The 24,172-nt window shown below is 71.8% G+C and carries 16 protein-coding genes; 7 read left to right on the top strand and 9 right to left on the bottom strand.

What is annotated here, in order from left to right; genetic code table 11:
• The 4 genes from ACSBPG_RS09245 to ACSBPG_RS09230 form a co-directional block, all read right to left on the bottom strand.
• Complete coding sequence (locus ACSBPG_RS09245; RefSeq protein ID WP_435536857.1) at positions 1-1,557, bottom strand: TRAP transporter large permease; 1,557 nt, start codon at positions 1,555-1,557, stop codon at positions 1-3.
• Positions 1,550-2,278, bottom strand: a complete 729-nt coding sequence (locus ACSBPG_RS09240) for a TRAP transporter small permease subunit (protein ID WP_435536856.1) — start codon at positions 2,276-2,278, stop codon at positions 1,550-1,552. Before ACSBPG_RS09240 ends, ACSBPG_RS09245 begins: the two co-directional genes overlap by 8 nt.
• A gap of 94 nt (positions 2,279-2,372) precedes the next feature.
• A complete protein-coding gene (gene dctP, locus ACSBPG_RS09235; RefSeq protein WP_435536855.1) occupies positions 2,373-3,530 on the bottom strand; it encodes a TRAP transporter substrate-binding protein DctP in 1,158 nt (385 codons plus the stop codon).
• Between the two features lie 160 nt (positions 3,531-3,690).
• The gene (locus tag ACSBPG_RS09230) at positions 3,691-3,825 is read right to left on the bottom strand and encodes a hypothetical protein (protein ID WP_435536854.1); all 135 of its coding nucleotides are present in this window, start codon (positions 3,823-3,825) and stop codon (positions 3,691-3,693) included.
• Positions 3,826-3,889: 64 nt separating this feature from the next.
• Here ACSBPG_RS09230 and ACSBPG_RS09225 point away from each other — a divergent pair, with 64 nt between their 5' ends.
• From ACSBPG_RS09225 to ACSBPG_RS09205, 5 genes are all read left to right on the top strand, one after another.
• Complete coding sequence (locus tag ACSBPG_RS09225; RefSeq protein ID WP_435536853.1) at positions 3,890-4,780, top strand: helix-turn-helix domain-containing protein; 891 nt, start codon at positions 3,890-3,892, stop codon at positions 4,778-4,780.
• A gap of 146 nt (positions 4,781-4,926) precedes the next feature.
• Positions 4,927-6,138 carry an HlyD family secretion protein gene (locus ACSBPG_RS09220; protein WP_435536852.1) on the top strand — a complete coding sequence of 404 codons (1,212 nt, stop codon included), beginning with the start codon at positions 4,927-4,929 and terminating at the stop codon, positions 6,136-6,138.
• Complete coding sequence (locus ACSBPG_RS09215) at positions 6,138-8,126, top strand: glycosyltransferase (RefSeq protein ID WP_435536851.1); 1,989 nt, start codon at positions 6,138-6,140, stop codon at positions 8,124-8,126. Before ACSBPG_RS09220 ends, ACSBPG_RS09215 begins: the two co-directional genes overlap by 1 nt.
• Before the next feature lie 594 nt (positions 8,127-8,720).
• The gene (locus ACSBPG_RS09210) at positions 8,721-9,344 is read left to right on the top strand and encodes an RrF2 family transcriptional regulator (RefSeq protein WP_435536850.1); all 624 of its coding nucleotides are present in this window, start codon (positions 8,721-8,723) and stop codon (positions 9,342-9,344) included.
• A gap of 92 nt (positions 9,345-9,436) precedes the next feature.
• On the top strand, positions 9,437-9,883 hold the full coding sequence (locus tag ACSBPG_RS09205; protein WP_435536849.1) for a carboxymuconolactone decarboxylase family protein: 447 nt from the start codon (positions 9,437-9,439) through the stop codon (positions 9,881-9,883).
• Between the two features lie 738 nt (positions 9,884-10,621).
• Here ACSBPG_RS09205 and ACSBPG_RS09200 read toward each other — a convergent pair.
• From ACSBPG_RS09200 to ACSBPG_RS09180, 5 genes are all read right to left on the bottom strand, one after another.
• On the bottom strand, positions 10,622-11,737 hold the full coding sequence (locus ACSBPG_RS09200) for a HAMP domain-containing protein (RefSeq protein WP_435536848.1): 1,116 nt from the start codon (positions 11,735-11,737) through the stop codon (positions 10,622-10,624).
• Between the two features lie 62 nt (positions 11,738-11,799).
• Positions 11,800-14,064: a carbamoyltransferase HypF gene (gene hypF, locus ACSBPG_RS09195; RefSeq protein WP_435536847.1), complete on the bottom strand. Its 2,265-nt coding sequence runs from the start codon at positions 14,062-14,064 to the stop codon at positions 11,800-11,802.
• A gap of 72 nt (positions 14,065-14,136) precedes the next feature.
• A complete protein-coding gene (locus ACSBPG_RS09190; RefSeq protein ID WP_435536846.1) occupies positions 14,137-16,305 on the bottom strand; it encodes a histidine kinase dimerization/phosphoacceptor domain -containing protein in 2,169 nt (722 codons plus the stop codon).
• 287 nt (positions 16,306-16,592) lie between these two features.
• The gene (gene amt, locus ACSBPG_RS09185) at positions 16,593-20,405 is read right to left on the bottom strand and encodes an ammonium transporter (protein ID WP_435536845.1); all 3,813 of its coding nucleotides are present in this window, start codon (positions 20,403-20,405) and stop codon (positions 16,593-16,595) included.
• A gap of 356 nt (positions 20,406-20,761) precedes the next feature.
• Complete coding sequence (locus ACSBPG_RS09180) at positions 20,762-21,907, bottom strand: PQQ-dependent sugar dehydrogenase (protein WP_435536844.1); 1,146 nt, start codon at positions 21,905-21,907, stop codon at positions 20,762-20,764.
• Between the two features lie 309 nt (positions 21,908-22,216).
• On the opposite strand from ACSBPG_RS09180, the gene ACSBPG_RS09175 reads away from it, so the two are divergent.
• Positions 22,217-23,107: an isocitrate lyase/PEP mutase family protein gene (locus tag ACSBPG_RS09175; RefSeq protein ID WP_435536843.1), complete on the top strand. Its 891-nt coding sequence runs from the start codon at positions 22,217-22,219 to the stop codon at positions 23,105-23,107.
• Between the two features lie 29 nt (positions 23,108-23,136).
• Positions 23,137-24,129 carry a TRAP transporter substrate-binding protein DctP gene (gene dctP / locus ACSBPG_RS09170; protein ID WP_435536842.1) on the top strand — a complete coding sequence of 331 codons (993 nt, stop codon included), beginning with the start codon at positions 23,137-23,139 and terminating at the stop codon, positions 24,127-24,129.
• Positions 24,130-24,172 lie beyond the last annotated feature (43 nt).

Raw genomic sequence — 24,172 nt, 5'->3', positions numbered from 1 at the left:
TCAGCCGTAGACCAGCCGCGGCAGCCACAGCACGACCTCCGGGAACAGGATGCAGACCGCCAGCCCGGTCGCCTGGATGCCCAGGAACGGCAGGGCCGAGCGGAAGATGGCGGCGGTGCTGATCGACGGCGGCGCCACGCCGCGCATGTAGAAGAGCGCGTAGCCGAAGGGCGGGCTGAGGAACGCCATCTGCATGTTGACGAGGTAGAGCACGCCGAACCACAGCGGCACCTCCTCCTGGACCACGCCGGGCAGGCCGAGCAGGCCGGGGAAGTGGAACTGGTCGATGATCGGGATGAAGATCGGCACGGCCAGCAGCAGGATGCCCACCCAGTCGAGGAACATGCCGAGGAAGAACAGGATCAGCATCATCAGCCCGAGCACGCCGTAGGCGCCGAGCCCGGTGCCGAGGATCAGCTCGGAGACGAAGTCCTGGCCGCCGCGCAGGATGTAGAAGCCGACGAAGATGGTGGCGCCGAAGATGATCCACAGCACCATGGCCGAGGCCTTGGCGGTGCCGATGCAGGCCTCCTTGACGCTGCGCAGCGACAGCCGGCCGTGCAGGGCGGCCACCACCATGGCGCCGAAGCTGCCGATGGCCGCCGCCTCCACCGGTGTCGCGGCGCCGGTGAAGATCACCCCCAGCACCAGCACGATCAGCACCATGGGCGCCGCCATCTGGCGCAGCAGCAGCAGCTTGTCGCCGAAGCTCACCCGCTCCGCCGGCGGCAGGGCGGGGCCGACCCGCGGGTCGAGCCAGGCGCGCACGCCGACGTACAGCACGTAGAGGCCCGACAGCAGCAGGCCGGGCAGGATCGAGCCGATGTAGAGCTCGCCCACCGACTGCTGGGCGACGACGGCGTAGATGATGGCGAGGATCGAGGGCGGGATGAGGATGCCGAGCGTGCCGCCGGCCATGATCGAACCGAGCGCCACGCCGGGGTCGTAGCCGCGCTTCAGCATCGCCGGCAGGGCGATGATGCCCATGGTCACCACCGCGGCGCCGATGACGCCCACCATGGCCGCCAGGATGGTCGAGGCGACGACGGTGGCGATGGCCAGCCCGCCGCGCACCCCGCCCATCCATTTGTAGAGCACGTCGAACATCTCGTCGATCAGCCCGGCGCGCTCCAGCATGCTGGCCATGAAGATGAACAGCGGGATGGCGGAGAGCTGGTAGTCCGTCATCATCGGGAAGATGCGCGTCGGGATGATGTTCAGCATGAACTGGTCGCCGACGAGATAGATGAAGATGACGCCGAGCGAGCCGGTGACGAACACCAGCGGCATGCCGGCGAACAGCAGCGCCAGGAGCGAGCCGAACATCAGGATCGACAGCCAGCCGATGGAGATGTTCGCCAGGGTCCCCTGCAGGGTGAAGAGGAAGGGCGGTTCGCTGTAGGGATCGACGAAGGCGATGTTCAGCGCCTCGACCAGGATGAGGGCGGCCAGCGCCGCGCTGACCAGCAGCACCGCCCAGCCGCGCCCGGTGCGCGGCAGCAGGCCGGCGGAGCGCCGGCCGGCCGGCCCGCCGCGCTCGTTCAGGACACTAGCCATGGGCCCCCTCCCCGCCGTCCATGGTGAAGACCTGGATGTCCTTGACCAGCCGCGCCAGCCCCTGCAGCAGCAGCAGGACGCCGCCCAGCACCAGGGTGAACTTGACCGGCCAGTAGGCGACCGCCCACTCGGTGAAGGAGACCTCGTCGGCGTAGCCGCTGGCCCACGGCCAGCGGTTCTGGTCCATGGCGCTGGCGAAGAAGGTCCAGGCCGTCCAGATGAAGGCCAGCGCGAAGACCAGGAAGAAGAAGTGGGTGACGATGTCGATCGCCGCCTGCCCGCGCGGGCTCGCCTTGGCGTAGAACAGGTCGACGCGCACGTGCGCGTCGTGCAGGTAGGCGTAGGCGCCGGCCAGCAGGTACTGCATGCCGAACATCAGGAACATGGACTCGTGCGCCCAGTTGGTGGGCATGCGCAGGAAATAGCGCGAGACCACCTCGAAGAAGTAGACGAGCACGGCGATCACCGTCCAGTAGGCGACGAAGACGCCGGTGAACTGGGACAGCGCGTCGACGGCGCGGGTGAAGCGGTTGCCGGGGATGGAGGCGAGGATGCGGCTCTTGGCGCCGGCCTGGTCGTCGAGGTCGGCGGCGGTGATGCCCTCCTCGGCGGCGTGCCGGTGCTCGCGCCAGCCGGCGAGCGCGATGTAGACCAGCGGGAACAGCAGCAGCGCCCCCCAGTAGAGCCAGTGGGGCAGCACGAAACTGTGGGTGACGTTCATGGGCGGGGGTCCGTCGTCGGTGGGCGGTCGGGCGCACGGGAAAGGGGGGCGGGCGCCGCGGCGGCCCCGCACCCCGATCGGCGGTCGACGGACCTCAGAGCTTCAGCTCATGGCCCTTGATGTCCTCCGGCGTCAGGTAGGCGACCTCGGGGTCCTGCATGACGTCGAGGTGCAGCTTGAACAGGCGCGCCGCGTCCTTGTCCTTGTTGGCCCATTCGAACCACTTGCCGATCGCCACCTTGCGGAAGCGGGCGGCGTCCTCCTCCGACAGGCGGGTGACGGTGGTGCCGGCGCTGGCGAACTTGCCCCACGCCTCCTTGTTGGCCGCCTGGATGGCGCCGTAGTGGATCGAGGAATAGGCGGCGACGAGGTGGGGCAGCAGCTCCTTCATGCGCGGCGACAGGCTGTTCCACACCCGCATCGACAGCGAGAAGTCCATGAGGTCGACCGGCTGGTGCAGGCACGGCGTCGAGGCCGGGCCCATGACGATGTACTGGGTCACCTGCTGGAAGCCGAGGTCGTAGTTGACCGCCGGTCCGGTGTAGTCGGCCGCCTCGATGGTGCCGCGCTCCAGCGCCGGATAGACCTCCGAGCCCGGCAGCAGGGTGGTGCGGGCGCCGATGGCGGCGAAGCAGTCGGCGACGATGCCGCCGGGCACGCGCAGCAGCAGGCCGTTGAAGTCCTCGAGCGAGCGGATCGGCTTCTTGGAATGGATCAGGTTCATGTCGTGGTGCACGTGGCCCACGAAGTACATGCCCTGCTTCTGGTACAGCTCGCGCGCCAGCTCGTTGCCGCCGTAGCTGTTGAACATCATGTCCCACTGGTGCGGGTGGTTCAGCCCCATGGGATAGGAGGAGAGGAAGACGCCCGCCGGCATGCGGCCCGCCCAGTAGACGGTGAACAGGTTCATGCCGTCGAGCACGCCGTTGCGCACCGCGTCCGTGAGCTGGAAGTCGCCGGCCACGGCGCCGGCCGGGAAGGTCTTGACCGACAGCTCGCCACCCGTCAGCTCGGGCACCGTCGCCGCCCACTTCTCGAAGATCCTGTAGCCGCCGGTGCCGGGCGGCCAGGAGGACTGGATGCGCAGGGTCTTGCCCTGGGCCTGGGCGTTGGCGACGTGGGGGGCCGCCACGGCGCCGACGGCGGCGGCGACGCCGGCCGTCGCCGCGGAGCCGGCCAGCCCTTTCAGGAAGTCGCGGCGGGCTTCGACCACGCCGCCGACGGATTCGCGTCCCTTGGTCTCGTTCGTCAATGGATCCTCCCTCGATTCGACGATCCGTCCCCCGGTCGTTGTTGCGACGGGCGGTCCATGCCGCCCTTTGGTGTCGGAGGACGCAGGCATCAGACATGCCGAGGAAAGAGTATCACCGGATTGTTTGGTAGGCCACCGATTTGGTCCTACCACTTGGTCGCTAGTCCGCCGCCTCCACCGCGTCCTCGAGCGCGAAGGTCTTGCCCGCCGTCCGCTCCCGCATCGGGCGGCCCGGGCGGCGGGCGCAGCGGACACCGGCGCCGTCGCCCCGGACGCAGGGAGCCGCGCCGGGCATGGACGGTCCGGCGACAGTCTTGTACTATCCGGTCAATCTTCCGTTCCCCGGGGAGGACCCGACCATGCCGGCGCTCGCCCGTGCCGTCCCGCTCTACGCCCTCTACGGCGAGGAGAGCGCCGTCGAGGACCGGGAGTTCGTGCACCTGGAGGCGCTGGCCAGCCGCAGCTCCCTCTACGACTGGGAGATCAAGCCGCACCTGCACGCCGCCCTGTTCCAGGTGCTGGTGGTGTCGGACGGCCGCGTCGGCGTGACCGTGGAGAGCGACCGCCGGGCGGTCAGCGGGCCGGCCGCCATCGTCGTCCCGGCCGGCATCGTCCACGGCTTCCAGATGAGCCCGGACACGCGCGGCATGGTGGTGTCGGTGGCCGTCGACCTGCTTCAGCCGGCGCACCATTCGCCCGACGCCCGGATCCTGGCGGACGTCCTGGCGGCCGCCGCGGTGTTGGACTTTTCCGGCTCGCCCGACCGGTTCGCCGCGGTCGAGGGCGCGGTCGCGGCGCTGCACGACGAGGTGCGCTGGCCGCAGCCCGGGCGTTCCGCCATGGTCGATGCGCTGCTGCGCCGCGTGCTGGTGCTGCTGTGGCGCCAACTCGCCGTGCCGGGCGACGGCGACCGCCGGGCCGGCCAGCACCGCCTCGTCTTCCAGCGCTTCCGCGCCCTGGTGGAGGAGCATTACCGCGAGCGCTGGCTGGTGCCCGACTACGCGGCGGCGCTGGGCACCTCGGAGAGCAAGCTCAACCGCATCTGCCGGGCGCTGGCCGGGCGGAGCGCCTTCGAGCTGCTGCAGGACCGCGTGCTGCTGGAGGCGCAGCGCTACCTCGTCTACACCGCGGCCCCCGTGTCGCAGGTCGCCTACGACCTGGGCTTCAGCGACCCCGGCTATTTCTGCCGCTACTTCCGCCGCCGGACCGGCGAGGCGCCGGGGGCGTTCCGCGCCGCCCGGGCCGGATAGGGCCGCCGCCTCCCCACCCTGCCCCGAACCCGTCCGGAACGCTGCTCCCGCTGTGAGGAAATTGGGGCGGCCGCGGCCCGGCAAGACTTTGTTGACCGTTCGTCCGTACACGCAGGGATGGTTCCTCGCTTCCGGGTCATCCACTCATGCGCAAGCTCGTCAAACTGGCCGCCGGTCTCGCTCTCGCTGGGGTCGGCGGATACGTCGTCCTCATGGAGGGGGTGGCGGTCGTCAGCTCCGACGCCGTCGTCAACGCCCGCGTGGCGGTCGTCCGCGCCCCCATCGACGGGCTGCTGACCCTGCAGCCGCGCTCGATCGGCGAACGGGTGCAGGGCGGCCAGCCGCTGGGCGTGCTCAACGACGTCCGCGCCGACGAGGCGCGCCTGCTCGAGCTGGAGCGCGCCGCCGGCGCCCTGGAGGCCGACATCGCCCGCCTGCAGGCCCAGGTGGCCAGCAACACCGCCAGCCGCGACCTCCTGCGGGAGCGGACGGAGGCCTACCGCGACGGCCGCATCCGCCAGCTCAAGTCGCGCATCGACGAGCAGCAGGCGCTGCTGTCCAGCGCCAAGGCGCAGTCGATCGAGTCCGGCGCGGCGCTGCAGCGCGCCGAGGAGCTGCGCGACCGCGGCGTCCAGTCGGCCGCCGTCCTCGACAAGGCGCAGGCGGCGAACGAGGTGAACGCCCTCACCATGCGCGCCGCGACGGCGCGCCTGGAGTCCCTGCGCACGGAGCTGGAGGCGGCGAACAAGGGGATGTTCCTCGGCGACTCCTACAACGATACGCCCTATTCCAGCCAGCGCGCCCAGGAGCTGGACCTGCGCCTGGCCGAGCTCGACGCCGACCTGGAGGAGCGCACCCGGCGCCTCGCCACGACCCGCGAGCAGATCGCCCTGGAGCGCCAGCGCGTCGCCAGGCTGCGCGACGCCTTCCTCGCCTCGCCGGTCGACGGGCTGGTCTGGGAGACGCTGCTGGGCAACGGCGAGCACGCGCGCAAGGGCCAGGACCTCCTGCGCCTGCTCGACTGCTCGACCGTCATGGTGACCGCCAGCGTCAGCGAGAGCGACTACAACCGCCTGAAGGTGGGCGATCCCGCGCGCTTCCGTCTGTCCGGCACCGACCGCACCTTCGACGGGCAGGTGCTGCGGCTGGCCGGGTCGGGCGCCGCCACCATCTACAACAGCCTGGCCATCGCCCCCGGGCCCGAGCACCTCAAGCGCTTCGACGTCGCCCTGGCGGTGCCGGGCCTGCTCGACGACCCCGAGGCCGGCTGCGCCGTCGGCCGCACCGGCAAGGTGGTGTTCTCCGGCACGCCGCGCGAGCTGCTGCGCACCGTCGGCTCCTGGCTGGGGATGCTGTGATGGTGCTCTCGCCGCTCGAGGCGAGCGTCGCCCCGGCCCTGCTGGTGTGCGGCATGGCGCTGGCCGTGCTGCCGTTCTGCGACCGCCGCGACACGCGGGTGCGGGCGGTGCTGTTCGGCCTGTGCGCCCTTCTCGCCTGGCGCTACGTCGCCTGGCGCTTCGCCGTCTCGATCCCGCCCCTGTCGTGGAGCGCCGAGGCCCTGGGCGCCTGGGCCTTCGCCACCCTGGAGGCGGCGGCGACCGTCAGCTCCACCTTCGCCTTCGTGCTGCTGTCGCGGACCCGCGACCGCAGCGCCGAGGCGGACGCCAACGCCGGCTGGTGGCGCGCCGGCGAGCCGCCCCAGGGGGCGCCGCAGGTGCCGCCCCAGGTGGACGTGCTGATCGCCACCTACAACGAGGAGGAGACGATCCTCGCCCGCACCATCGCCGGGGCGCTCGGCATCGACCACCCGCGCCTGCGCGTCTGGGTGCTCGACGACGGCAAGCGGGACTGGCTGGCCGACCTGTGCGCGCGCAAGGGCTGCGGCTACCTGCGCCGCCCCGACAACCGCCACGCCAAGGCCGGCAACATCAACAACGCCCTGCGGCACCTGGCGACGCTGCAGCGTCCGCCCGACTTCGTGGTGGTGCTCGACGCCGACTTCGTGCCCCATGCCGAGTTCGTGGCGCGGGCGCTGGCGCTGTTCCACGATCCGTCGGTCGGGCTGGTGCAGACGCCGCAGCACTTCTTCAACCCCGACCCGGTGCAGGCCAACCTGCAGATCGCCCGCGCCTACCCCGACGAGCAGCGCTTCTTCTTCGACCACCTCATGGCGTCGCGCGACGCCTGGGGGATCGCCTTCTGCTGCGGCACCTCGTCGATGATGCGCTGGGAGGGGCTGCAGGCCATCGGCGGCTTCCCCACCGACAGCGTCACCGAGGACTTCCTCGTCACCGTCCGCCTCAAGGAGCGGGGCTGGCGCACCGTCTATCTCAACGAACGCCTCAGCGAAGGGCTGGCGCCCGAGGGACTCAAGGAGTACGTGACCCAGCGCGGCCGCTGGTGCCTCGGCATGATGCAGATCGTCCGCGGCCCCTCCGGTCCCTTCTCGCGCGGCCGCCTCGGCCTGCTCGACCGCCTCGGCCTGATCGACTCCTTCCTCTACTGGTCGACGACCTTTCCCTTCCGCATGTTCTGCCTGCTGGCGCCGCTGCTCTACTGGTGGTTCGGGATCAGCGTCGTCAACGCCACGGCGCCGGACGTGGTCGCCTATTTCCTGCCCTACTACGCGGCGGTGATGATCGCCTTCAACTGGACCTCGCGCGGCCAGATGGTGCCGGTGCTGCACGACGTCGGCCAGATGCTGACGATGTTCGAGATCCTGCGGGCGGTGACGACCGGGCTGCTGAAGCCCCAGGGGCACGCCTTCAAGGTGACCGCCAAGGGCGGCCAGCGCGACCGCGTCACGGTGCAGTGGGGCATGCTGCGCCGCTTCGCGGTGCTGGCCGCGCTGACGGTCGTCGGCATGGCCTACGCGGTGCTGTCGGACTACGCCGCCGAGGGCGGGGCCGGCGACGGCAAGCTCATCGTGCTGTTCTGGAGCCTCTACAACCTGGCGGCCCTGGTGCTGGCGATGGCGGTCTGCGTCGAGCTGCCGCGCTACCGCCAGGACGAGCGCTTCTGGACCGACGAGCAGGCCGAGATCGAGGCGGACGGCCGCCGGCACCGCGTGCGGGTGCTCGACATCTCGCTCTCCGGCATCCGCCTGTGGGGTGCCGTCGACGTTCCGCCCGGCGCGCCGCTGGTCGTCCGCATCGAGGACATCGGACCGGTGGCCGCCCTGCCGGTGCGGCAGGAGGAAGGGGTGCTGGCGCTGCGCTTCGACGCCGACGAGGCGACCCGCGACCGCCTGATCCGCAAGCTCTATTCCGGCCGCTACAGCGGCGCCGCCCCGTCGATCAGCCTGGAGCGGATCCTCGCCGGGCTGCGCCTGCGCGCCGCGCGCTGACCGGCCCGGGCACTTTCGCCCCTGGAGGACGTCGCGGGACCTCTGTTCGGCAAGCAGCGCTGAGGTCGAACCATGGCGGCGACCGCACCGAGCCGGCCTCGCCCCGGCAGCGGCCGTTCGACGGTGCACCGCACGCCGTCGGGACCAAAGCCCCGGCTCGTGGCGGCGTCCCGCTCATGGGGCAGGATGTCTTCAGCCCGCTCCCGTCCGAAGCCGCGCCTCGACGGCGGAACCGTCTCCAATCATGCAACGCCCATCTCCACCCATTGCGGCCGCAGACGCCGCTCGGGGGCCGGCACTCGGACCTCCGCCCGGTCAGTTCGACCTTCGCCCTGGTCGGCACCGGCCTCCACGAGACGGGCAGCGTCTGGGACCGGTCCGGTGCGCCGATCAGCGCCTCCGACCCTTTGCGGACGCGCGTCGGTCCGCCGGCCTGTTGGAACTCCGCTGACATCGCGTCGTCTCGGCTGGGGTTTGACTGAGGTGGTTTCTTCGACGGTCGACGCTGTTCACCGGCATTTGGTGAACGGGCCGTCCACCGCATCACCTCACTCTGCCCATTGACTCATAACGCGGACCTTGATAGGTAGCGTTATGAATGATGATGAAAATTCTTTCGAAGTGAACCGCACAGCAATGCCGGACGCCGGCACTTTTGGCCGTCGGAAGGGGGCGCTGAGCCTCTATGGAGTATCGGTCGAGTACAGCCTGCATACCCTGCTTTGGCTGCTGGCCGAGCACCCCAAGCGCCCCAGCAGCCGCGATCTGGCTGAGATGCAGGGCGTTCCGGCCGCCATGCTGGCGAAGATCATGCCGAAGCTTGAGAAGGCCGGCATCGTCAATTCGAGCGACGGAATCACCGGCGGCTACGCTTTGGCGAAGCTGCCGTCCCAAGTCACCGTCCTCGACGTCGTCGATGCGGTCGATGGCGACCGCAAGTTGTTCGATTGCAAGGAGGTGCGCCGCGGCTGCGTCCTCTTTGGCGGTTCACCGCCCGCTTGGTCGATCTCGGGCGTGTGCCGAATTCATGCCGTGATGCTTCGCGCCGAAAAGCAAATGCGGGCGGAACTTGCCAGGACGACTCTCGCCGACCTCGCGCACGGCGGGCGACCGCCCGAGTTCGAAGCGTTGGTCGCCGACTGGTTCCGTGATCGCGGCGACGCCCGTGAAACCGCACGCATTACTGCTGTCAAGAAGGGGCGCCGCTCTCCACGCTGACGCGGTCCACCATCACTCCAACCATCCCAACGCCGAGCCAAGTCCCGGCGAAGGATGGATCACCTCTGATCAACAGAAGGAAAGGTAAGAAAATGTCGCGTCTGGCTTGGTATGAGGTCGCCCCGGATAGCGCAAAGGCCGTGAGCGGCCTCTATCACTACGTCACGAAGAGCACGAACCTTCCCGAGGAACTCATCCATCTCGTGTTTCTCCGCGCCTCCCAGATTAACGGCTGCGCCCATTGCATCGACAAACATGGCCGCGATCTGCGCAAGACCATGTCGATCGACAAGGTCGCGCTGGTTCCTGTTTGGGGCGAGGTTCCTCATCTGTTTTCCGACCAAGAGCGCGCGGCACTGGCTTGGACCGAGGAGGTAACCAACCTTAGCAAAACTCACGCGTCTGACGAAGCGTATGCGGCCGTCTCGTCGGCGTTCGAGCCGAAGGAACTCGTGGATTTGACGGTGGCCATCGCAGCGATCAATGCCGTCAACCGGTTGGGTGCGCCTTTCCGCCTACCAGTGGCGGCCAAGGCCTGACCATCTTGCGTAGGATCCGTCTCGCTGGACGAGCAGGGAGACGGATCTTCCAAGGCTGGCTTGACCTCCGTTCCTTACCTGGGTTTTCTGTTCCGCAGCTATTCGCATCCCGAGAACGGGGCGATCACGTCAGTGCTTGCCCAAAAATCGCAACAGCATGAAGCGGTCCGTCTTCTGTTGAGTCTGCTGTGACAAGCGATCGCCTTCGCGGCTTACAAAGTCAACTGCTTGACAACTGCTTGAGTTGAGCCGCCGTGCTAGGGAGACTCACGAGCGGGCGGCTGCGCGAGCGAGCAGGGCAGCGGAGGCTCGTATCAACGCCAATGCACCGCGAGCGGATGCCGAAAGAGCTCTGCGCCGCGCAGTATAGACACGCCAACAATTGGCTGCCATTATGAGTAGCTATCCACATTCTTGGCAGGATATATGTAAATACAAATAATATCAACGATGTCGTGGCGTGAGCGGGCTCTTCTTGTCGGATGGGGGTTGGCAATTACGGTTGCGTTGCTGTGTATGATTTCCGTATCAGATTTGCGAAGGGTGGAGATCAGACGGTGATCTTGATCATGCGGGTTTCCGGATCGTTCAAATCTCGGAAGCGTGCGGGAGGCCGACCCTTGTGGCGCTGCAATGATCGACCCTTCCCCCATTCGCCGCTGTCGAGTTTCGGCACACCGAGGTTCTCAAAGCGTTCGTGCGTGCCATTGTCTGTCTGACGCTCGGCGCCATGCCCCCCTACGGGTGCCGGCGGCCGGCCAGCGCGTCGGCGAGGCGGGTCAGGCTGCTCGCCAGGGTCACCGCTTCGGCGAAGGCCCGGGTCGGCGGGACCGTGACGGTGAGATCGCCGTCGGCGAGGCGCCGGGCCCGCTCGGCCAGGGTCGCCACGGGGCGGGCGATGCGCCCGGCCAACGTCCAACCCACGGCGCAGGCCAGCAGCGCCGCCACGGCGGTCACCGCCAGGATCCGCCGCTGGATGGACGTCGCCGCGGCCAGCGCCGTCTCGGCGTGGTCGCGCACCAGCACGATCCAGCCCACGCCGCGGTAGTCGCCCTCGCCGCGGGTCGGCGCCGCCGCGCTGTAGTACCGCCGCCCGTCCGGCCAGACGTCGAGCGATCCCTGCGCCACGCCCTGCTGGCCGGCCCGCACGCTGGGCAGGTCGAGCGTGCGCCCGCGCAGCTCGGACGGCCCCATCAGGACGGTCCCCTCGCGGCTCACCACCAGGGCCTCGGCCCCGTCCTGCCGGCCGCCGTCCCAGGCGAGCACCGAGCGGCTGACCTCGTCGACCCACGACCAGCTGAGATGGGCGCCGAGCACGCCGAGCGGCACCCCGTCCGCCCGCACCAGCGGCATGGCGATGTCGACGAAGCGCAGGGGCTCGCCGTCCTGTGGCGCCGGCAGCGCCTTGGCGAGCAGCACCGCCTCGTGGACGTCGCCGGCGAAGGGGCCCTGCATGCCGGCGCGGAACCACGGTCGGCCGGAGACGTCGGCGCCCTCGAGCAGCCCGCCGGTGCTGGCGCTCACCCGCCCCGCGGTGTCGGCGACGCCGATCCAGGCGTAGACGGGGGACTGGCGCTGCACCGCCTCGAGATCGCCGCGCAGCTCGCCGGCACCGCCCCCGGTGGCCAGCATGGTCGCCGCCAGCGCCATGTCGCGCCAGCGTTCGTGCATGCCGAGATCGAGCTTGCTGGCGATCTGCGCGCTCATGTCCAGCAGGGTCTCCTCGGCGTCGCCGCGGGCGTAGTCGCCGACGCCGGCGCTGGCGTAGAGGCCGACGGCGAGGATCGGCGCGGCGCACAGGCCGATCAGGCCGATGCCGAGGAGGGGCTTCAGGGTCTTGGGCTTGCCGATCATCGTTCCGTTCCGCTGGAACCTTTGCGAAGGGGGCACGACACCAAGAAATCCTGTACGCATCCTTAAGCCGGTGCCGTCGCCGCCGCTGCGACCCACGCTTGTCCCAGGCCGAGGCCCCCGTCGTTGGCCGGCGCCTTGCGCGGCAGCAGCGCCTCGACCCCGGCCGCCGCGAAGCCCGCCGTCAGCGCCTCCGCCAGGACGCCGTTCATCAGGCAGCCGCCGGACAGCGCCAGCCGCCGCAGGCCGCGTTCGCGCAGCGCCGGCACCGCCCAGTCCACCAGGGCCGCCGCCAGGGTGCCGTGGAACAGCTCGGCCCCCGCGGCGGCGTCCTCCACCGACAGCAGGCGCTCCAGCAGCGGCGTCAGGTCGAGCTCGCCGCCGGCGATGCGCCACGCCCCGGCCGCCACCCGCGGCCGCCGCACCAGGGACTCCAGCGCCATCGGCGCCTCGCCCTCGTAGCCGGCGACCGCCCGCACGCCGAGCAGGCCGCAGGCGGCGTCGAACCAGCGCCCGCAGGAGCTGGTCGGCGGCGCGTTGATCCCGGCCTCGATCATCCGCCGCACCCCCTCGGCCGGGCCGAGGGCGGCGAAGCGCGGGGCGATCTCCGCCGCCCGTCCCATCCGCGCCAGCGCCGCCGCCGCCATGCGCCAGGGCTGGCGCGCCGCCACGTCGCCGCCGGGCTGGGCGAGGCGCGCCAGATGGCCGACCCGCTGCACCGCGGCGCCGTCCACCAGCAGCAATTCGCCGCCCCAGGACTCGCCGTCCGTCCCCAGCCCGTAGCCGTCCAGCGCCAGCCCCAGCGCCGGCCCCTCCACGCCGTGCTCGGCCAGCACCGCGGCGACGTGGGCGTGGTGGTGCAGCACCGGCACGGCGGGGATGCCGCGCTCGGCGGCGAACCGTTCGGCGAAGCGGGTGGACTGGAAGTCCGGGTGGCGGTCATGGGCCACCGCCGCCGGGGCGACGCCGAGGACGTGCAGCAGGTGCTCCACCGTCTCCTCCAGGAAGCCCACGGTGGCGGCGTTGTCGAGGTCGCCGATGTGCTGGGACAGGAAGGCCTCGGCGCCGCGGGTGACGCAGACCGCGGCCTTGAGGTGGGCGCCCACCGCCAGCAGCGGCGGCACCGGCCGGGGCAGCCGGATCGGCTCGGGCACGAAGCCGCGGCCGCGGCGCAGGAAGGCCGGCGCCCCGGCCAGCCGGCGGACCACGGAATCGTCGGCGCGGACCAGGATGTCGCGGTCGTGGTCGACGACGACGTCGGCGATGCCGGCGAGCCGCCGGCGCGCCTCGTCGTTGGCGATGGCCAGCGGCTCGCCGCCGGGGTTGGCGGACGTCATCACCAGGGTGAGGTCCTGCGCCCCGTCCAGCCACGCCGTGCCGTCGGGCCGGCCGGCGGCCTCGTGGAACAGCAGGTAGTGCAGCGGCGTGTAGGGCAGCATCACGCCGAGCCAGGCGAGGTCCGGGGCGATGTCGGGGGCGAGCGCCGGCGCGTCGGCGCGCCGGCGCAGCAGGACGATCGGACGCGGCGTGCTCTCCAGCAGCGCCCGCTCGCCCGTGTCGAGATGGACGTACCGGGCCGCCGAGGCGGCGTTGGCGACCATCAGCGCGAAGGGCTTGCCGTTGCGCTGCTTGACCCGGCGCAGCCGCGCCACCGCGTCGGCGCGCGTCGCGTCGCAGGCGAGATGGAAGCCGCCCAGCCCCTTGACGGCGACGATGCGGCCGGCGGCGAGGTGGGCGAGGATCGCCTCGGGCGGGTGCGACAGGCGGGGGCCGCAGGCCGGGCAGGCGGTCGGCTGGGCGTGGAAGCGGCGGTCGGCCGGGTCGGCGTATTCGGCGGCGCACGCCGGGCACAGCGGGAAGCCGGCCATCGAGGTCTGCGGCCGGTCGTAGGGCAGTCGCCGCGTGATGGTGTAGCGCGGCCCGCAATGGGTGCAGTTGAGGAAGGCGTAGCGGTAGCGGCGGTCGGCCGGATCGAACAGCTCCGCCAGGCAGGCGGGGCAGACCGCGGCGTCGGGCGCCACGCCGGTCGCCACGGCGCCGCCCCCGGCGCTGTGGCGGATGGCGAAGCCGGCCTCGCCGGGCAGCGTCGGCACCGCCTCGCTTTCCACGGAGTCGATGCGCGCCAGCGGCGGCGCCTCGCCGCGCAGCGCCGCGAGGAAGCCGGCGACGTCGGTCCCCTGGACCTCCAGCAGGACGCCCTGGGCGTCGTTCAGCACCCAGCCGGCGAGGGCGAAGCGCCGGGCGAGGGCGTGCACGTGGGGGCGGAAGCCCACCCCCTGCACCTGCCCGCGCACCCGCACGCGCACGCGCCGCACCTCGTCCCGATCCATCCGCCGCCCCCTCGCTCCGGACTCCGTCGCGCAGTGTACACCCGCGCCGCCGCGGCCGCTGCCGCGGATCGCTCAGGCCACCGGCGCGGTAACGACGGTGCGCAGGCCGGGGGCGTCGTCGTGCTCCTCCAAGGTGCCGCGGATGTGGCGCACCAGGGTGCGCAGCATGCGCGTGCCGAACCCCTCCTTGCCGCCGGCCTTGCCCGTACCGGCGTCGGCGACGGTGAGGCGGAAGCGGTCGTGGTGCTGTTCGAGGCGGATGCGGACCGGCCCCGGCCGGCCGCCGTAGGCGTACTTGGTCGCGTTGATGATCAGCTCGGTCAGGATCAGCCCGACGTTGGCCGCCAGGTTGGTGGCGATGAGGACCGGGCTGAGGTCGAGGCTGAACGCCGACCGCCACTCCTCGCCCAGCGACGAGCGCATGTCGGCGCAGATCTCCTCGAGGTAGCGCGCGAGATCGATGATCTCGACGTTCTCGTCCACGTAGAGCCGCCGGTGCACCAGGGCGATGGCGGCGATGCGGCTCTGCGCCTCGCCCAGCTCGCGCACCACCGCGGCGTCGCCCGACCCCTTCGCCTGCATGCCGAGGAAGGCCGAGACCATCTGCAGGCTGTTCTTGACGCGATGGTTCACCTCGCCGATCAGGCACTCCTTCTGGCGCAGGAGGTGCTCGTTCGTCGTGTTGGTGGCGGCGAGCTGGCGGTTGAGCTCGCGGATGCGCTGGTTCTGCCGGGCCTCCAGGAAGACCCGGGCGAGCCGGCGCGCCGCCTCGAGCTCCACCAGCGTCCATGGCCGCGAGCGGCCGCGCACCGTCTCGCTCCACGCCGCGAACGATCCGCGCGGCGTCAGCTGCCCGGCCGGGCCGACGGCGGCCGGCTTGTGCGGGTTGCCGGCCCAGTTGACCACCTCGACCCGTTCGGCGCGGAACCATAGGAAGAGGATCGGCACCTCGGCGGGAACGGCGACGGCCAGCACCCCGCTCGCCAGCGCCTGGTCGTCCCGGGCCGGCGGGAAGGCCTCCGGCAGGGCGCTGGTGCTGAAGACCGGCGCCGGCGCCTGGGCGGCGATCCAGGCGGCGATCGCGCGGAGCCGCTCGGGCTCGGGATGGCGGCCGCCGAGGTGCAGGTCGGCGCCGTGCAGGGCGGCGAAGCCGTCGCCGTCGAGCATCAGCCGCAGCCGGTCGCTCGCCTCGTCGAGGAAGCGGCGCAGGTCGGCGGTGACCGCCAGATGGCCGACCACCTCGTCCTCCGCCGCCCGCACCCGCACCCGCTCGCGGTGCAGGCGGGCGTCCTCCTTGGCACGGATCTGCCGCGCGAAGCCGCCGGCCAATGTGCGGCAGAGCGCCCGGGCGGCGTGCGGCAGCGGCTTCGCCGTCCAGTGATGGCAGGCGACCAGCCCCCACAGCACGCCGTCGGTGACGATCGACACCGAGGCCGAGGCGGCCACGCCCATGTTCTTGAGATATTGGAGGTGGACGGGCGAGACGCTGCGCAGGGCGACGTCGCTGAGGTCGAGGTCGGCCAGCCCGGCCGCGGCCGGCCGCAGCGGGGCCGGCGCGTACGCGACGTCGGGAATGACGCGCACGCGGTTGCGGACGTACAGGCCGCGCGCCTGCCTGGGGATGTCCGAGGCCGGGAAATGATGGTTGAGGAAGGACGGCACGCCGGCGTCGGCGTCCTCGGCGACGACCTCGCCGGCGCCGTCCTCGTGGAAGCGGTAGATCATGACGCGGTCGAACCCGGTCAGCCGCCGGAAGGCGGTGGCGGCGCGAGCGCACAGGTCGGCCAGGTCGGCCGCCCGCTCGAAGGCGGCGCCGACCTCGTCGATGTCGGCCAGCACCTCGGCGGCGGTGGCCGACGAGGCGGCGGCCGGCTCCAGCTCGACGAGGATGCGGTCGTCCGCAGCGCTGGCGACCGCGTCGAAGCGTTCCGCCGCTCCCTGGACCTGGCCGACGTAGGCGGGGCCGCCTCCCGACCGCCGGCACGCCGCGTCGGCGAGGCCGGGCCCCAGCAGCTCGTCCAGCGTGCGGTGCAGCCAGGGCGCCGCCAGCCGTTCCTCGAGGGCGCCGGCCCCGCCGACGATCCGCCGCGTCGCCCGCTCGGCGACCAGCAGCAGGCCGTGGGGCTGGATTGAGCCGGGGACGTGGATCGGTTCCCGGTCGCAGGCCGTGAGATCCAGGCCGCCGTCCGACGGCGCCGCGGCGGCTCCCGGCCCGGCGTTCGGGGTGTTCCTTTCCGACACAGGCGTACACTTTCCATCGGCGCTTCCGTCCGATGGAAGCATGAGCATCCTTAAACGCCCTTGCAAACGGATTGTTTCCGGCGGCGCGCGGACCCGGCAGCCGGGCCGTACGTGTCATACCCCCGAGCCGAAACCCTGACACACGAGTGCCCCCACCCCGACCCTCCCCCGCTTCGCAGGGGAGGGAGTCAGGCCCTCCCCTGCGAAGCGGGGGAGGGAGGGGACCCGCGGCGGAGCCGTGGGGAGGGTGGGGGCAGCGGGTGTGTCAGCCGTTCCGCGCGACGGTGTCAGTCCTCGCCGGGCTGGGCGGGGACCGGCAGGGCGGTGCGGCGGCCGCCCGGCGCCGGCAGGGGGGCGGAGGGGGCGGTCGACAGGAAGGCGACGACGTCGTCGAGCGGCATGGGCCGCCCCAGCAGATAGCCTTGCGCCTTGGCGCAGCCCAGGGAGGCCAGGCACTCCGCCTGCGGCTCGGTCTCCACGCCCTCGGCGACGACGTCGATCTCCATGCTGCGGGCCATGGCGACCATGGCGGCCACCAGCACCCGGTCGTCCTCGTCGTCGGGCAGCGCCTCGACGAACTCGCGGTCGATCTTGATCTCCTGCACCGGCAGCCGCTTGAGCCGCGACAGCGACGAATAGCCCTTGCCGAAATCGTCGAGCGCCACGGCGATGCCCCGGGCGTTCAGCCGCTCCAGCAGCGGCACCGCGGCGGCCTCCGAGGCGAGCAGGCTGTTCTCCGTCAGCTCCACCGTCAGCATCGCCGGATCGACCCCGTGCTCGCGGCAGGCGGCGGCCAGCGTCTCCTCCAGCCCGGCGCCCTCGGCGAGCTGCTTGACCGAGACGTTGATCGACACCCGCAAATGGCCCTGCCCGCGCGCGCGCAGGCGCACCAGGTCGGCGCACACCAGGCCGATGACGTGGTTGCCCAGCTTGATCGCCAGCCCCAGCTCCTCGGCCAGGCCGACGAAGACGTCGGGGCCGACCAGCCCGTGCTCGGGCGAGCGCCAGCGCACCAGCGCCTCCAGCCCGTAGACGGCGCGGCTGTGCAGGTCCACCTGGGGCTGGTAGACCATGAACAGCTCGCCCTGCGCCAGAGCGCGCGCGAAGCGGGTCTCGAAGTCGAGGCGCTGGCGGGTACGCCGGTTCAGCTCCTCGGTGAACAGCTGGTGGACGTTGCGACCCTGCGCCTTGGCCTGGTAAAGGGCGGCGTCGGCCTTGCGCAGGAGGTCGTCGGCGTCCTCCGCGTGCCCGGGAAACAGTGCCGCGCCGACCGACGTCGACACCTGCACCTCGCCGCCGTCCAGCACCACCGGCTGGGCGACGGCGGCGACGATCTTGCGGGCCACCAGGTCGAGGGTGGCGGCGTCGCCGAGGTTGGTGAGCAGCACCGTGAACTCGTCGCCGCCCAGCCGCGCCACCGTGTCGGAGCTGCGCACGCAGGCGCGCACCGCGCCGGCGACCTGGACCAGCAGCTCGTCCCCGGCCTTGTGGCCGAGCGTGTCGTTGACCGCCTTGAAGCGGTCGAGGTCGAGGAACAGCAGGCCGACCTGGCGGCCGGTGCGCCGCGCCTGCTCGATGGCCTGGGCCAGGCGGTCGAGGAACAGGCGGCGGTTGGGCAGGCCGGTGACGGCGTCGAAGTTGGCGTGGCGCCAGATCGCCTCCTCCTGCTGCTTGCGCTCGCTCAGGTCGGTGAACAGGGCGACGCGGTGGGTGACGTCGCCGGCCGGGTCGCGCACGGCGGAGATCGACACCCACATCGGCAGCAGCGCCTCGTCCTTGCAGCGGATCAGCAGCTCGCCCTGCCACGACCCGCCCGAGCGCACCGCCGCGAGGATCGCCTCGTACTCCTCGCGGGTGTAGCGGGCGCTGCCGAGATGGGACAGCGACAGGCCGCGCGCCTCGCGCTCGCTGTAGCCCAGCACCTGGCGGAAGGCGGCGTTGACCGTCTCGATGGCGCCGTGGGCGTCGAAGATGGCGATGGCCTCGCGGGTGTTGGCGAAGACCGAGGCCGCCAGGCTGAGCGCGCGGGCGTCGCGCCGCGCCGCCGTGATGTCCTCGGCCACCGCCAGCGCCACCGGGGCGGGGTGGCCGGCCAGCCGCGCGTGGGTCAGCGACAGGCGCACCCAGATGATGTGGCCGTCGGCGCAGATGAGCCGCGCCTCCACCGATCCCTTGACGGCGCGCCCGGCGGCCACCTCGGCGACGGCGCGCCGCGCGGCGCCGAGGTCGTCGGCGTGGACGACGTCGACGATCGTGCCGACCACCGGCCGCCGCCGGATCGCCCCGCCGCCGGCCGTCCCGCCGTGGGCGAGCATCCGCAGGAAGGTGGCGTTGGCGTCGAGGACGACGCCGTTCTCGGCCAGCATCAGCATGCCGAAGGCGGCCTCGTTGAACACCGTCTTGAAGCGGGCCTCGCTCTCGCGCAGCTCCGCCTCGGCGTGCTTGCGCTCGGCGATGTCGCGGAAGGTGAGGATGCGCAGCCGGCCGAACTGGGTGTTGGCGCCGGCGCTGGTGACCTCGACCGGGAAGCGGTGGCCGTCGGCGTGGCGGCCGGAGGTCTCGAACAGGGTGTGCTCGCCCGCCGCCTCCTCGTCCAGCCCCTCGGCCAGGTCGGCGGCGCCGAGGAAGGGGAAGATCTCGGCGCTGCGGCCGAACATCCGCTCGGCCAACGCGTTGTGGAACAGCACCCGGCCGGAGGCGGAGAAGATGACGATGGCGTCGTTGGCGGTGCGCACGATGGCCTCGGTCTTGGCCACCGCCTCCTCCAGGCGGTCCATCACGTGGTTGTAGCGGGCGGCGATCTGGCCGGCGTCGGTGAAGGGGTCGACGGGGACGCGCAGCGACAGGTCGCCGGTGCGCGCCTGCTCCTGCAGCACCTCGTAGAGGTCGTGCATCTCCGTCTTGGCGCCGTGCTCGGAGACGTTGAGGCCGATCTCCTCGTGCTCGGGCAGCACGCGCAGCCGCATCACCCGTGCCAGCAGGCGGAACACCAGGTAGGGCACGACGAAGGCGACGACGAAGCAGACCAGCAGCCCCTCCGCCTGCACCAGCAGCTGCTGGCGCGTGTCGAGGCCGGTGCCCAGCAGCTCCGGCTTGCCGAACAGGGCCACCGCCAGGATGCCCCAGATGCCGGCGCCCAGGTGCACCGGCACGGCGCCGACGGCGTCGTCGATGCGCAGGAGCAGCAGGCCGCGCTCCATGCAGATGCCGATGACCCCGGCGATGGCGCCGATCACCAGGGCCGAGCCGAAGGACACGGCGTGGCAGTTGGCGGTGATCGCCACCAGCCCGGCCAGCAGGCCGTTGAGCAGCGCCGTCACCTCGGCCCGCCGGGCCAGCGCCCAGCCCAGCAGCATCGCCGCGACGCCGCCGCTGGCGGCGGCGAGGCAGGTGTTGGCGATGATGCGACCGATGCGGTGGTCGAGGTGGAGCGTGGTGCCGCCGTTGAAGCCGATCCAGCCGAAGCACAGCAGCAGCACGCCGAGGGCGGCCAGCGGCAGGTTCGACATGGCGACCGGGCGCGGCCGGCCGGTCGCCGGGTCGAAGCGGCCGAGGCGCGGCCCCACCACCAGCAGCAGCGCCAGCGCCACCCAGCCGCCGAGCTGGTGGACGGCGCTCGACCCCGCCCAGTCGACGTAGCCGGCGGCGCCGAGCAGCCCGCGCAGCGCCGGCCCGTCCAGCCCGTTCCACACGAGGTGGCCGAAGGTCGGGTAGATCACCCCGGCCACCAGCAGCGAGACGACGATGTAGCCGGAGAAGGTCATGCGCTCGGCCACGGCGCCCGAGACGATGGTCACCGCGGTGGCGCAGAACATGGCCTGGAACAGGAAGAAGAGGGAATCGCCGGCGGTCTCCGCGTCCAGGAAGTAGCCGGTGGTGCCGATCCAGCCGGCGTGGGAGGCGCCGAACATCACCCCGTAGCCGACCGCCCAGAAGGCCAGCAGCGAGACGACGAAGTCGACCACGTTCTTCATCGCCACGTTGATCGAGTTCTTCGAGCGGGTCAGCCCGGTCTCCAGGCACAGGAACCCCGCCTGCATGATCAGCACGAGCCCGGTCGCGGTGGCGACCCACAACAGGTCGGGAAGGGTCAACGCCATCGCAGCACTCCCGTGCGCCACCGCCCGCCGCCCGTGCCCCCAGCGGGCACCGGTCCGGACGGGAGCCAAGCAACAAGCGGGCCATCCGTCGGGGGTAAGACGGTTTCGCCCCGCCGCCCGGCGCGGCTGCCCGTGCGTCCCGGACGGTGTGCCGCCGCCTGCCCAATCGCTGGGCAGCGCGCCCGTTTTGCAGCCTCCCGGCGGGCCCGCACCGTCCCGTTCGCGGCGGCCAAATGTGGAAGACGGTGGGAAAGGGCACCGGGCCGGGGTGCGGCGCCGCCCCGGCGCCGTGGAGGAGCCGGCCGGCGCCGTCGAGGAGGTCGTCGCGCTGTTCCCGGCGGCGGCGCGCCGGCCGCTCACCGCTGCGCGCTTGAGTCCTCGGCCGGGCTGAGCCGCAGCACGGCGCCGTCCTCCTCGTCGGTCAGCGCGTACACCCGGCCGTCCGGGCCTGTCGCCACGTCGCGGATGCGCGCGTCCATCTCGAGGCGCTCGACCTCGCCGACGGACGGGCCGTCCGTGTCCACCCGCACGATGACCTGCGAGAGCCCGCCGACCAGGGCGTCGCCCTTCCACTCGGGAAAGCGCTCGCCGGTGTAGAAGGCGAGGCCCGAGGCGGCGATCACCGGCGTCCAGTGGGTGAGGGCGTCGGTCAGGTCCGGCCGGGTCGGCGGGTCGGGGATGTCCTTGCCGCTGTAGTGGTCGCCCCAGCTCACCAGCGGCCAGCCGTAGTTCTTGCCGGCCTCGGCGACGTTCAGCTCGTCGCCGCCGCGCGGCCCGTGCTCGACCTCCCAGAGCGCCCCCGTCGCCGGGTTGATCGCCGCGCCCTGGACGTTGCGGTGGCCGTAGGACCAGATCTCCGGGCGCGCACCGGCGCGGCCGACGAAGGGGTTGTCGGCGGGCACCGAGCCGTCCGGCTCGATGCGGACGATGGCGCCCAGCGTGTTCGACAGGTCCTGCGCCGGATCGAACTTCGCGCGCTCGCCCAGGGTGACGAACAGGCGCCCGTCCGGTGCGAAGACGAGGCGGGAGCCGAAATGGTTGCCGCCCTGCACCTTGGGCTCCTGGCGGAAGATCACCGCGACGTCCTCCAGCGCCGCACCGGTGAAGCGGCCGCGCGCCACCGCGGTGCCGGCGGTGCCGGCCTCGCCCGGCTCGGCGTAGGACAGGTAGACCAGCCGGTTCTCGGCGAAGGCGGGGTCCAGGGCGACGTCGAGCAGGCCGCCCTGGCTGCGCGCGTACACCTTGGGCACGCCGGCGACGGGCGACGACACCACCCCTTGCGGGGTGACCACGCGCAGCCGTCCCGGCCGCTCGGTCACCAGCATGCGCCCGTCGGGGAGGAAGGCCATGCCCCAGGGATGCTCCAGCCCCTTGGCGACGGTCTCCACCAGCACCGGCCCGGCCTGGGTGTCGAGGGTCCGCGGGTCGGCGCAGGCGGCCGGGGCGTGGGCGAGCAGCGCCAGCAGGGCGGCGGCCGTGGCGGATCGTGGGCTGAAGGGCATGATGCGCGGTCTCCCGTGATGGCGTCCCGGTTCCGGCCCCACAGAGTCGTGCCGCGTACGGCCAGGATCAAGCCGGCCCGGCCGTTTGGCCGAGCCCCCGGCCGATCGGCCGGGCCCTGCCGTCATGGCTGGTAAGCCGATGTTGTGTTCGTTCGCGGGGGTGTTATACCGTTCGCCCAACAGACGCCGCCGTACGGCGTCGCCAGGGGGGACGCCCGGTGCCAGGCGCCGGCCGGCACCGGCCGCCGTCGACCGGTGCGCGCCGGCCGGATCCGCCCTGGTCCCATCGAACCAGGAGCTGTCCGGTCCATGAAACGCACCACCCGCTTCCGCCGGCTCGTCGAGGCGCCCGAGATCCTGGTGCTGCCGGGCATCCAGGACGCGCTGACCGCCCGCATCGCCGAGGCGGCCGGGTTCGCCGCCATCACCTGCGGCGGCTACGCGGCGACGGCGGCGCTGCTGGGCGCTCCCGACACCTCGCAGCTCGGCCTGATGGAGCTGGCCGACCACTACGCCCGCATCTGCGACGCTGTGGCGGTGCCGTTGTTCGTCGACGGCGACACCGGCTTCGGCAACGCCACCAACGTCGCCCGCACCATCCGCGCCTACGAGCGGGCCGGCGTCGCCGGCCTGTTCATCGAGGACCAGGTGTTCCCCAAGCGCTGCGGCCACATGGCGGGCAAGGCGGTGGTGCCGCCCGAGGAGTTCGTCGCCAAGCTGAAGGCGGCGCTCGACGCCCGCCAGGACCCCGACCTGGTGATCATGGCGCGCACCGACGCGCTGGCGGTGAACGGCATCGACGACGCCATCGCCCGCGGCCGGCTCTACCGCGAGGTCGGCGCCGACATGGTGTTCGTCGAGGCGCCGCGCGACGTCGAGCAGATGCGCCGGATCTGCCGCGAGATCCCGGCGCCGGGCATGGCCAACAACATCGAGGGCGGCCTGACCCCGTCGCTGACGCCGGCCGAGCTGCAGGAGATCGGCTACGCCGTCTCCGTCCATCCCGTCGCCACCACCTACGCCGTCACCCACGCCGTCACCCGGCTGATGCGCGAGCTGGCGGCGAGCGGCACCACCGCCGCCGTGCGCGACGGCATGGTCGATTTCGAGACCTTCAACCGCTTCATCGGCCTGCCCGAGCAGCGCCGGCGGGAGCAGGACTACGCCGACTTCGCCCGGGCGCGCTGCGCGGACCGGTGAGACATCGCACAAGGGAGGGAGAGAGACCCATGAAGAACATCGTCGCCGCCGGCGTCGCGGCCACCGCCGTCCTCGGCCTCGCCGGGGCTGCCTGGGCCGCCGACCCGGTGGTCATGCGCATCAGCCACCAGCTCCCGCCGGCGCACCACATCGCCAAGCTGGTGGAGCAGTTCGCCGCGGCCGTCGAGCAGAGCACCAACAACGCCGTCGACGTGCAGATCTTCGGCGCCTCCCAGGCCTACAAGCCGGAGCAGAACCACCCGGCGGTGGCCCGCGGCCAGGTCGAGGCGGCGCTGGCGGTGAACTTCCAGTGGGGCAACACCATCCCCGAGATGAACGTCCTCACCATCCCCTACTACTTCACCGACCTGAAGCGCATCGAGGCCTTCCCCGGCTCCGCGGCCGCGAAGTTCCTCGAGGCGAAGATGGAGGAGAAGGGGGTCAAGAACATCGCCTGGTTCTACACCACCCGGCAGTCCGCCTTCACCTCCAGCACCAAGCCGCTGATCAAGGCGGAGGACTTCGAGGGCGTCAAGATCCGCGGCCTCAACAAGCTGGTGGACAACGCGCTGACCGCCGTCGGCGCCGCCCCCGCCGCCATGCCGGGGTCGGAGGTCTACCAGGCGCTGCAGACCGGGGTGATCGACGCCGGGCTCACCGACATCTCCGCCGCCTACAGCCGCAAGTACTACGAGGTGCAGAAGTACGCGACGGTGACGCCGTTCTTCAGCGTCTACTTCCACATGTACGTCAACCCCGCGTGGTGGAACGGCCTGACCCCGGACGTCCGCGGCGCCATCGAGAAGGCGGCCGTCAAGGCCGAGCGCGACGCCATCCCGCTGACCGAGCAGACCGCCGACGAGGCGGTGGCCGAGCTCAAGGCCAAGGGCATGCAGGTGCACGTGCACAGCCCGGCGGAGGCCAAGGCCCTGGAATCGGTCATGCAGCCGCCGGTGATGGAGGCCTTCAAGAAGGCCTCCGACGACGCCGGCAAGATCATCGAGCTGGTCGACAAGCTGTAAGTCGGCGTCGTTCCAGCGGACCCCCCTCCCGACCTCCCCCCAC

It is taken from the genome of Azospirillum sp. ST 5-10, assembly GCF_051225715.1.
Lineage (GTDB): Bacteria > Pseudomonadota > Alphaproteobacteria > Azospirillales > Azospirillaceae > Azospirillum.
The sequence above is the reverse complement of the archived record's forward strand: the minus strand, read 5'-3'. Positions and strand labels throughout refer to the sequence as shown.

What these genes read in the sequence shown, in the direction of transcription:
- ACSBPG_RS09245 (WP_435536857.1), bottom strand. Translation starts at nt 1,557, where the DNA reads ATGGCTAGTGTCCTGAACGAGCGCGGCGGGCCGGCCGGCCGGCGCTCC.
- ACSBPG_RS09240 (WP_435536856.1), bottom strand. Translation starts at nt 2,278, where the DNA reads ATGAACGTCACCCACAGTTTCGTGCTGCCCCACTGGCTCTACTGGGGG.
- ACSBPG_RS09230 (WP_435536854.1), bottom strand. Translation starts at nt 3,825, where the DNA reads ATGCCCGGCGCGGCTCCCTGCGTCCGGGGCGACGGCGCCGGTGTCCGC.
- ACSBPG_RS09225 (WP_435536853.1), top strand. Translation starts at nt 3,890, where the DNA reads ATGCCGGCGCTCGCCCGTGCCGTCCCGCTCTACGCCCTCTACGGCGAG.
- ACSBPG_RS09220 (WP_435536852.1), top strand. Translation starts at nt 4,927, where the DNA reads ATGCGCAAGCTCGTCAAACTGGCCGCCGGTCTCGCTCTCGCTGGGGTC.
- ACSBPG_RS09215 (WP_435536851.1), top strand. Translation starts at nt 6,138, where the DNA reads ATGGTGCTCTCGCCGCTCGAGGCGAGCGTCGCCCCGGCCCTGCTGGTG.
- ACSBPG_RS09210 (WP_435536850.1), top strand. Translation starts at nt 8,721, where the DNA reads ATGAATGATGATGAAAATTCTTTCGAAGTGAACCGCACAGCAATGCCG.
- ACSBPG_RS09205 (WP_435536849.1), top strand. Translation starts at nt 9,437, where the DNA reads ATGTCGCGTCTGGCTTGGTATGAGGTCGCCCCGGATAGCGCAAAGGCC.
- ACSBPG_RS09200 (WP_435536848.1), bottom strand. Translation starts at nt 11,737, where the DNA reads ATGATCGGCAAGCCCAAGACCCTGAAGCCCCTCCTCGGCATCGGCCTG.
- hypF (WP_435536847.1), bottom strand. Translation starts at nt 14,064, where the DNA reads ATGGATCGGGACGAGGTGCGGCGCGTGCGCGTGCGGGTGCGCGGGCAG.
- amt (WP_435536845.1), bottom strand. Translation starts at nt 20,405, where the DNA reads ATGGCGTTGACCCTTCCCGACCTGTTGTGGGTCGCCACCGCGACCGGG.
- ACSBPG_RS09180 (WP_435536844.1), bottom strand. Translation starts at nt 21,907, where the DNA reads ATGCCCTTCAGCCCACGATCCGCCACGGCCGCCGCCCTGCTGGCGCTG.
- ACSBPG_RS09175 (WP_435536843.1), top strand. Translation starts at nt 22,217, where the DNA reads ATGAAACGCACCACCCGCTTCCGCCGGCTCGTCGAGGCGCCCGAGATC.
- dctP (WP_435536842.1), top strand. Translation starts at nt 23,137, where the DNA reads ATGAAGAACATCGTCGCCGCCGGCGTCGCGGCCACCGCCGTCCTCGGC.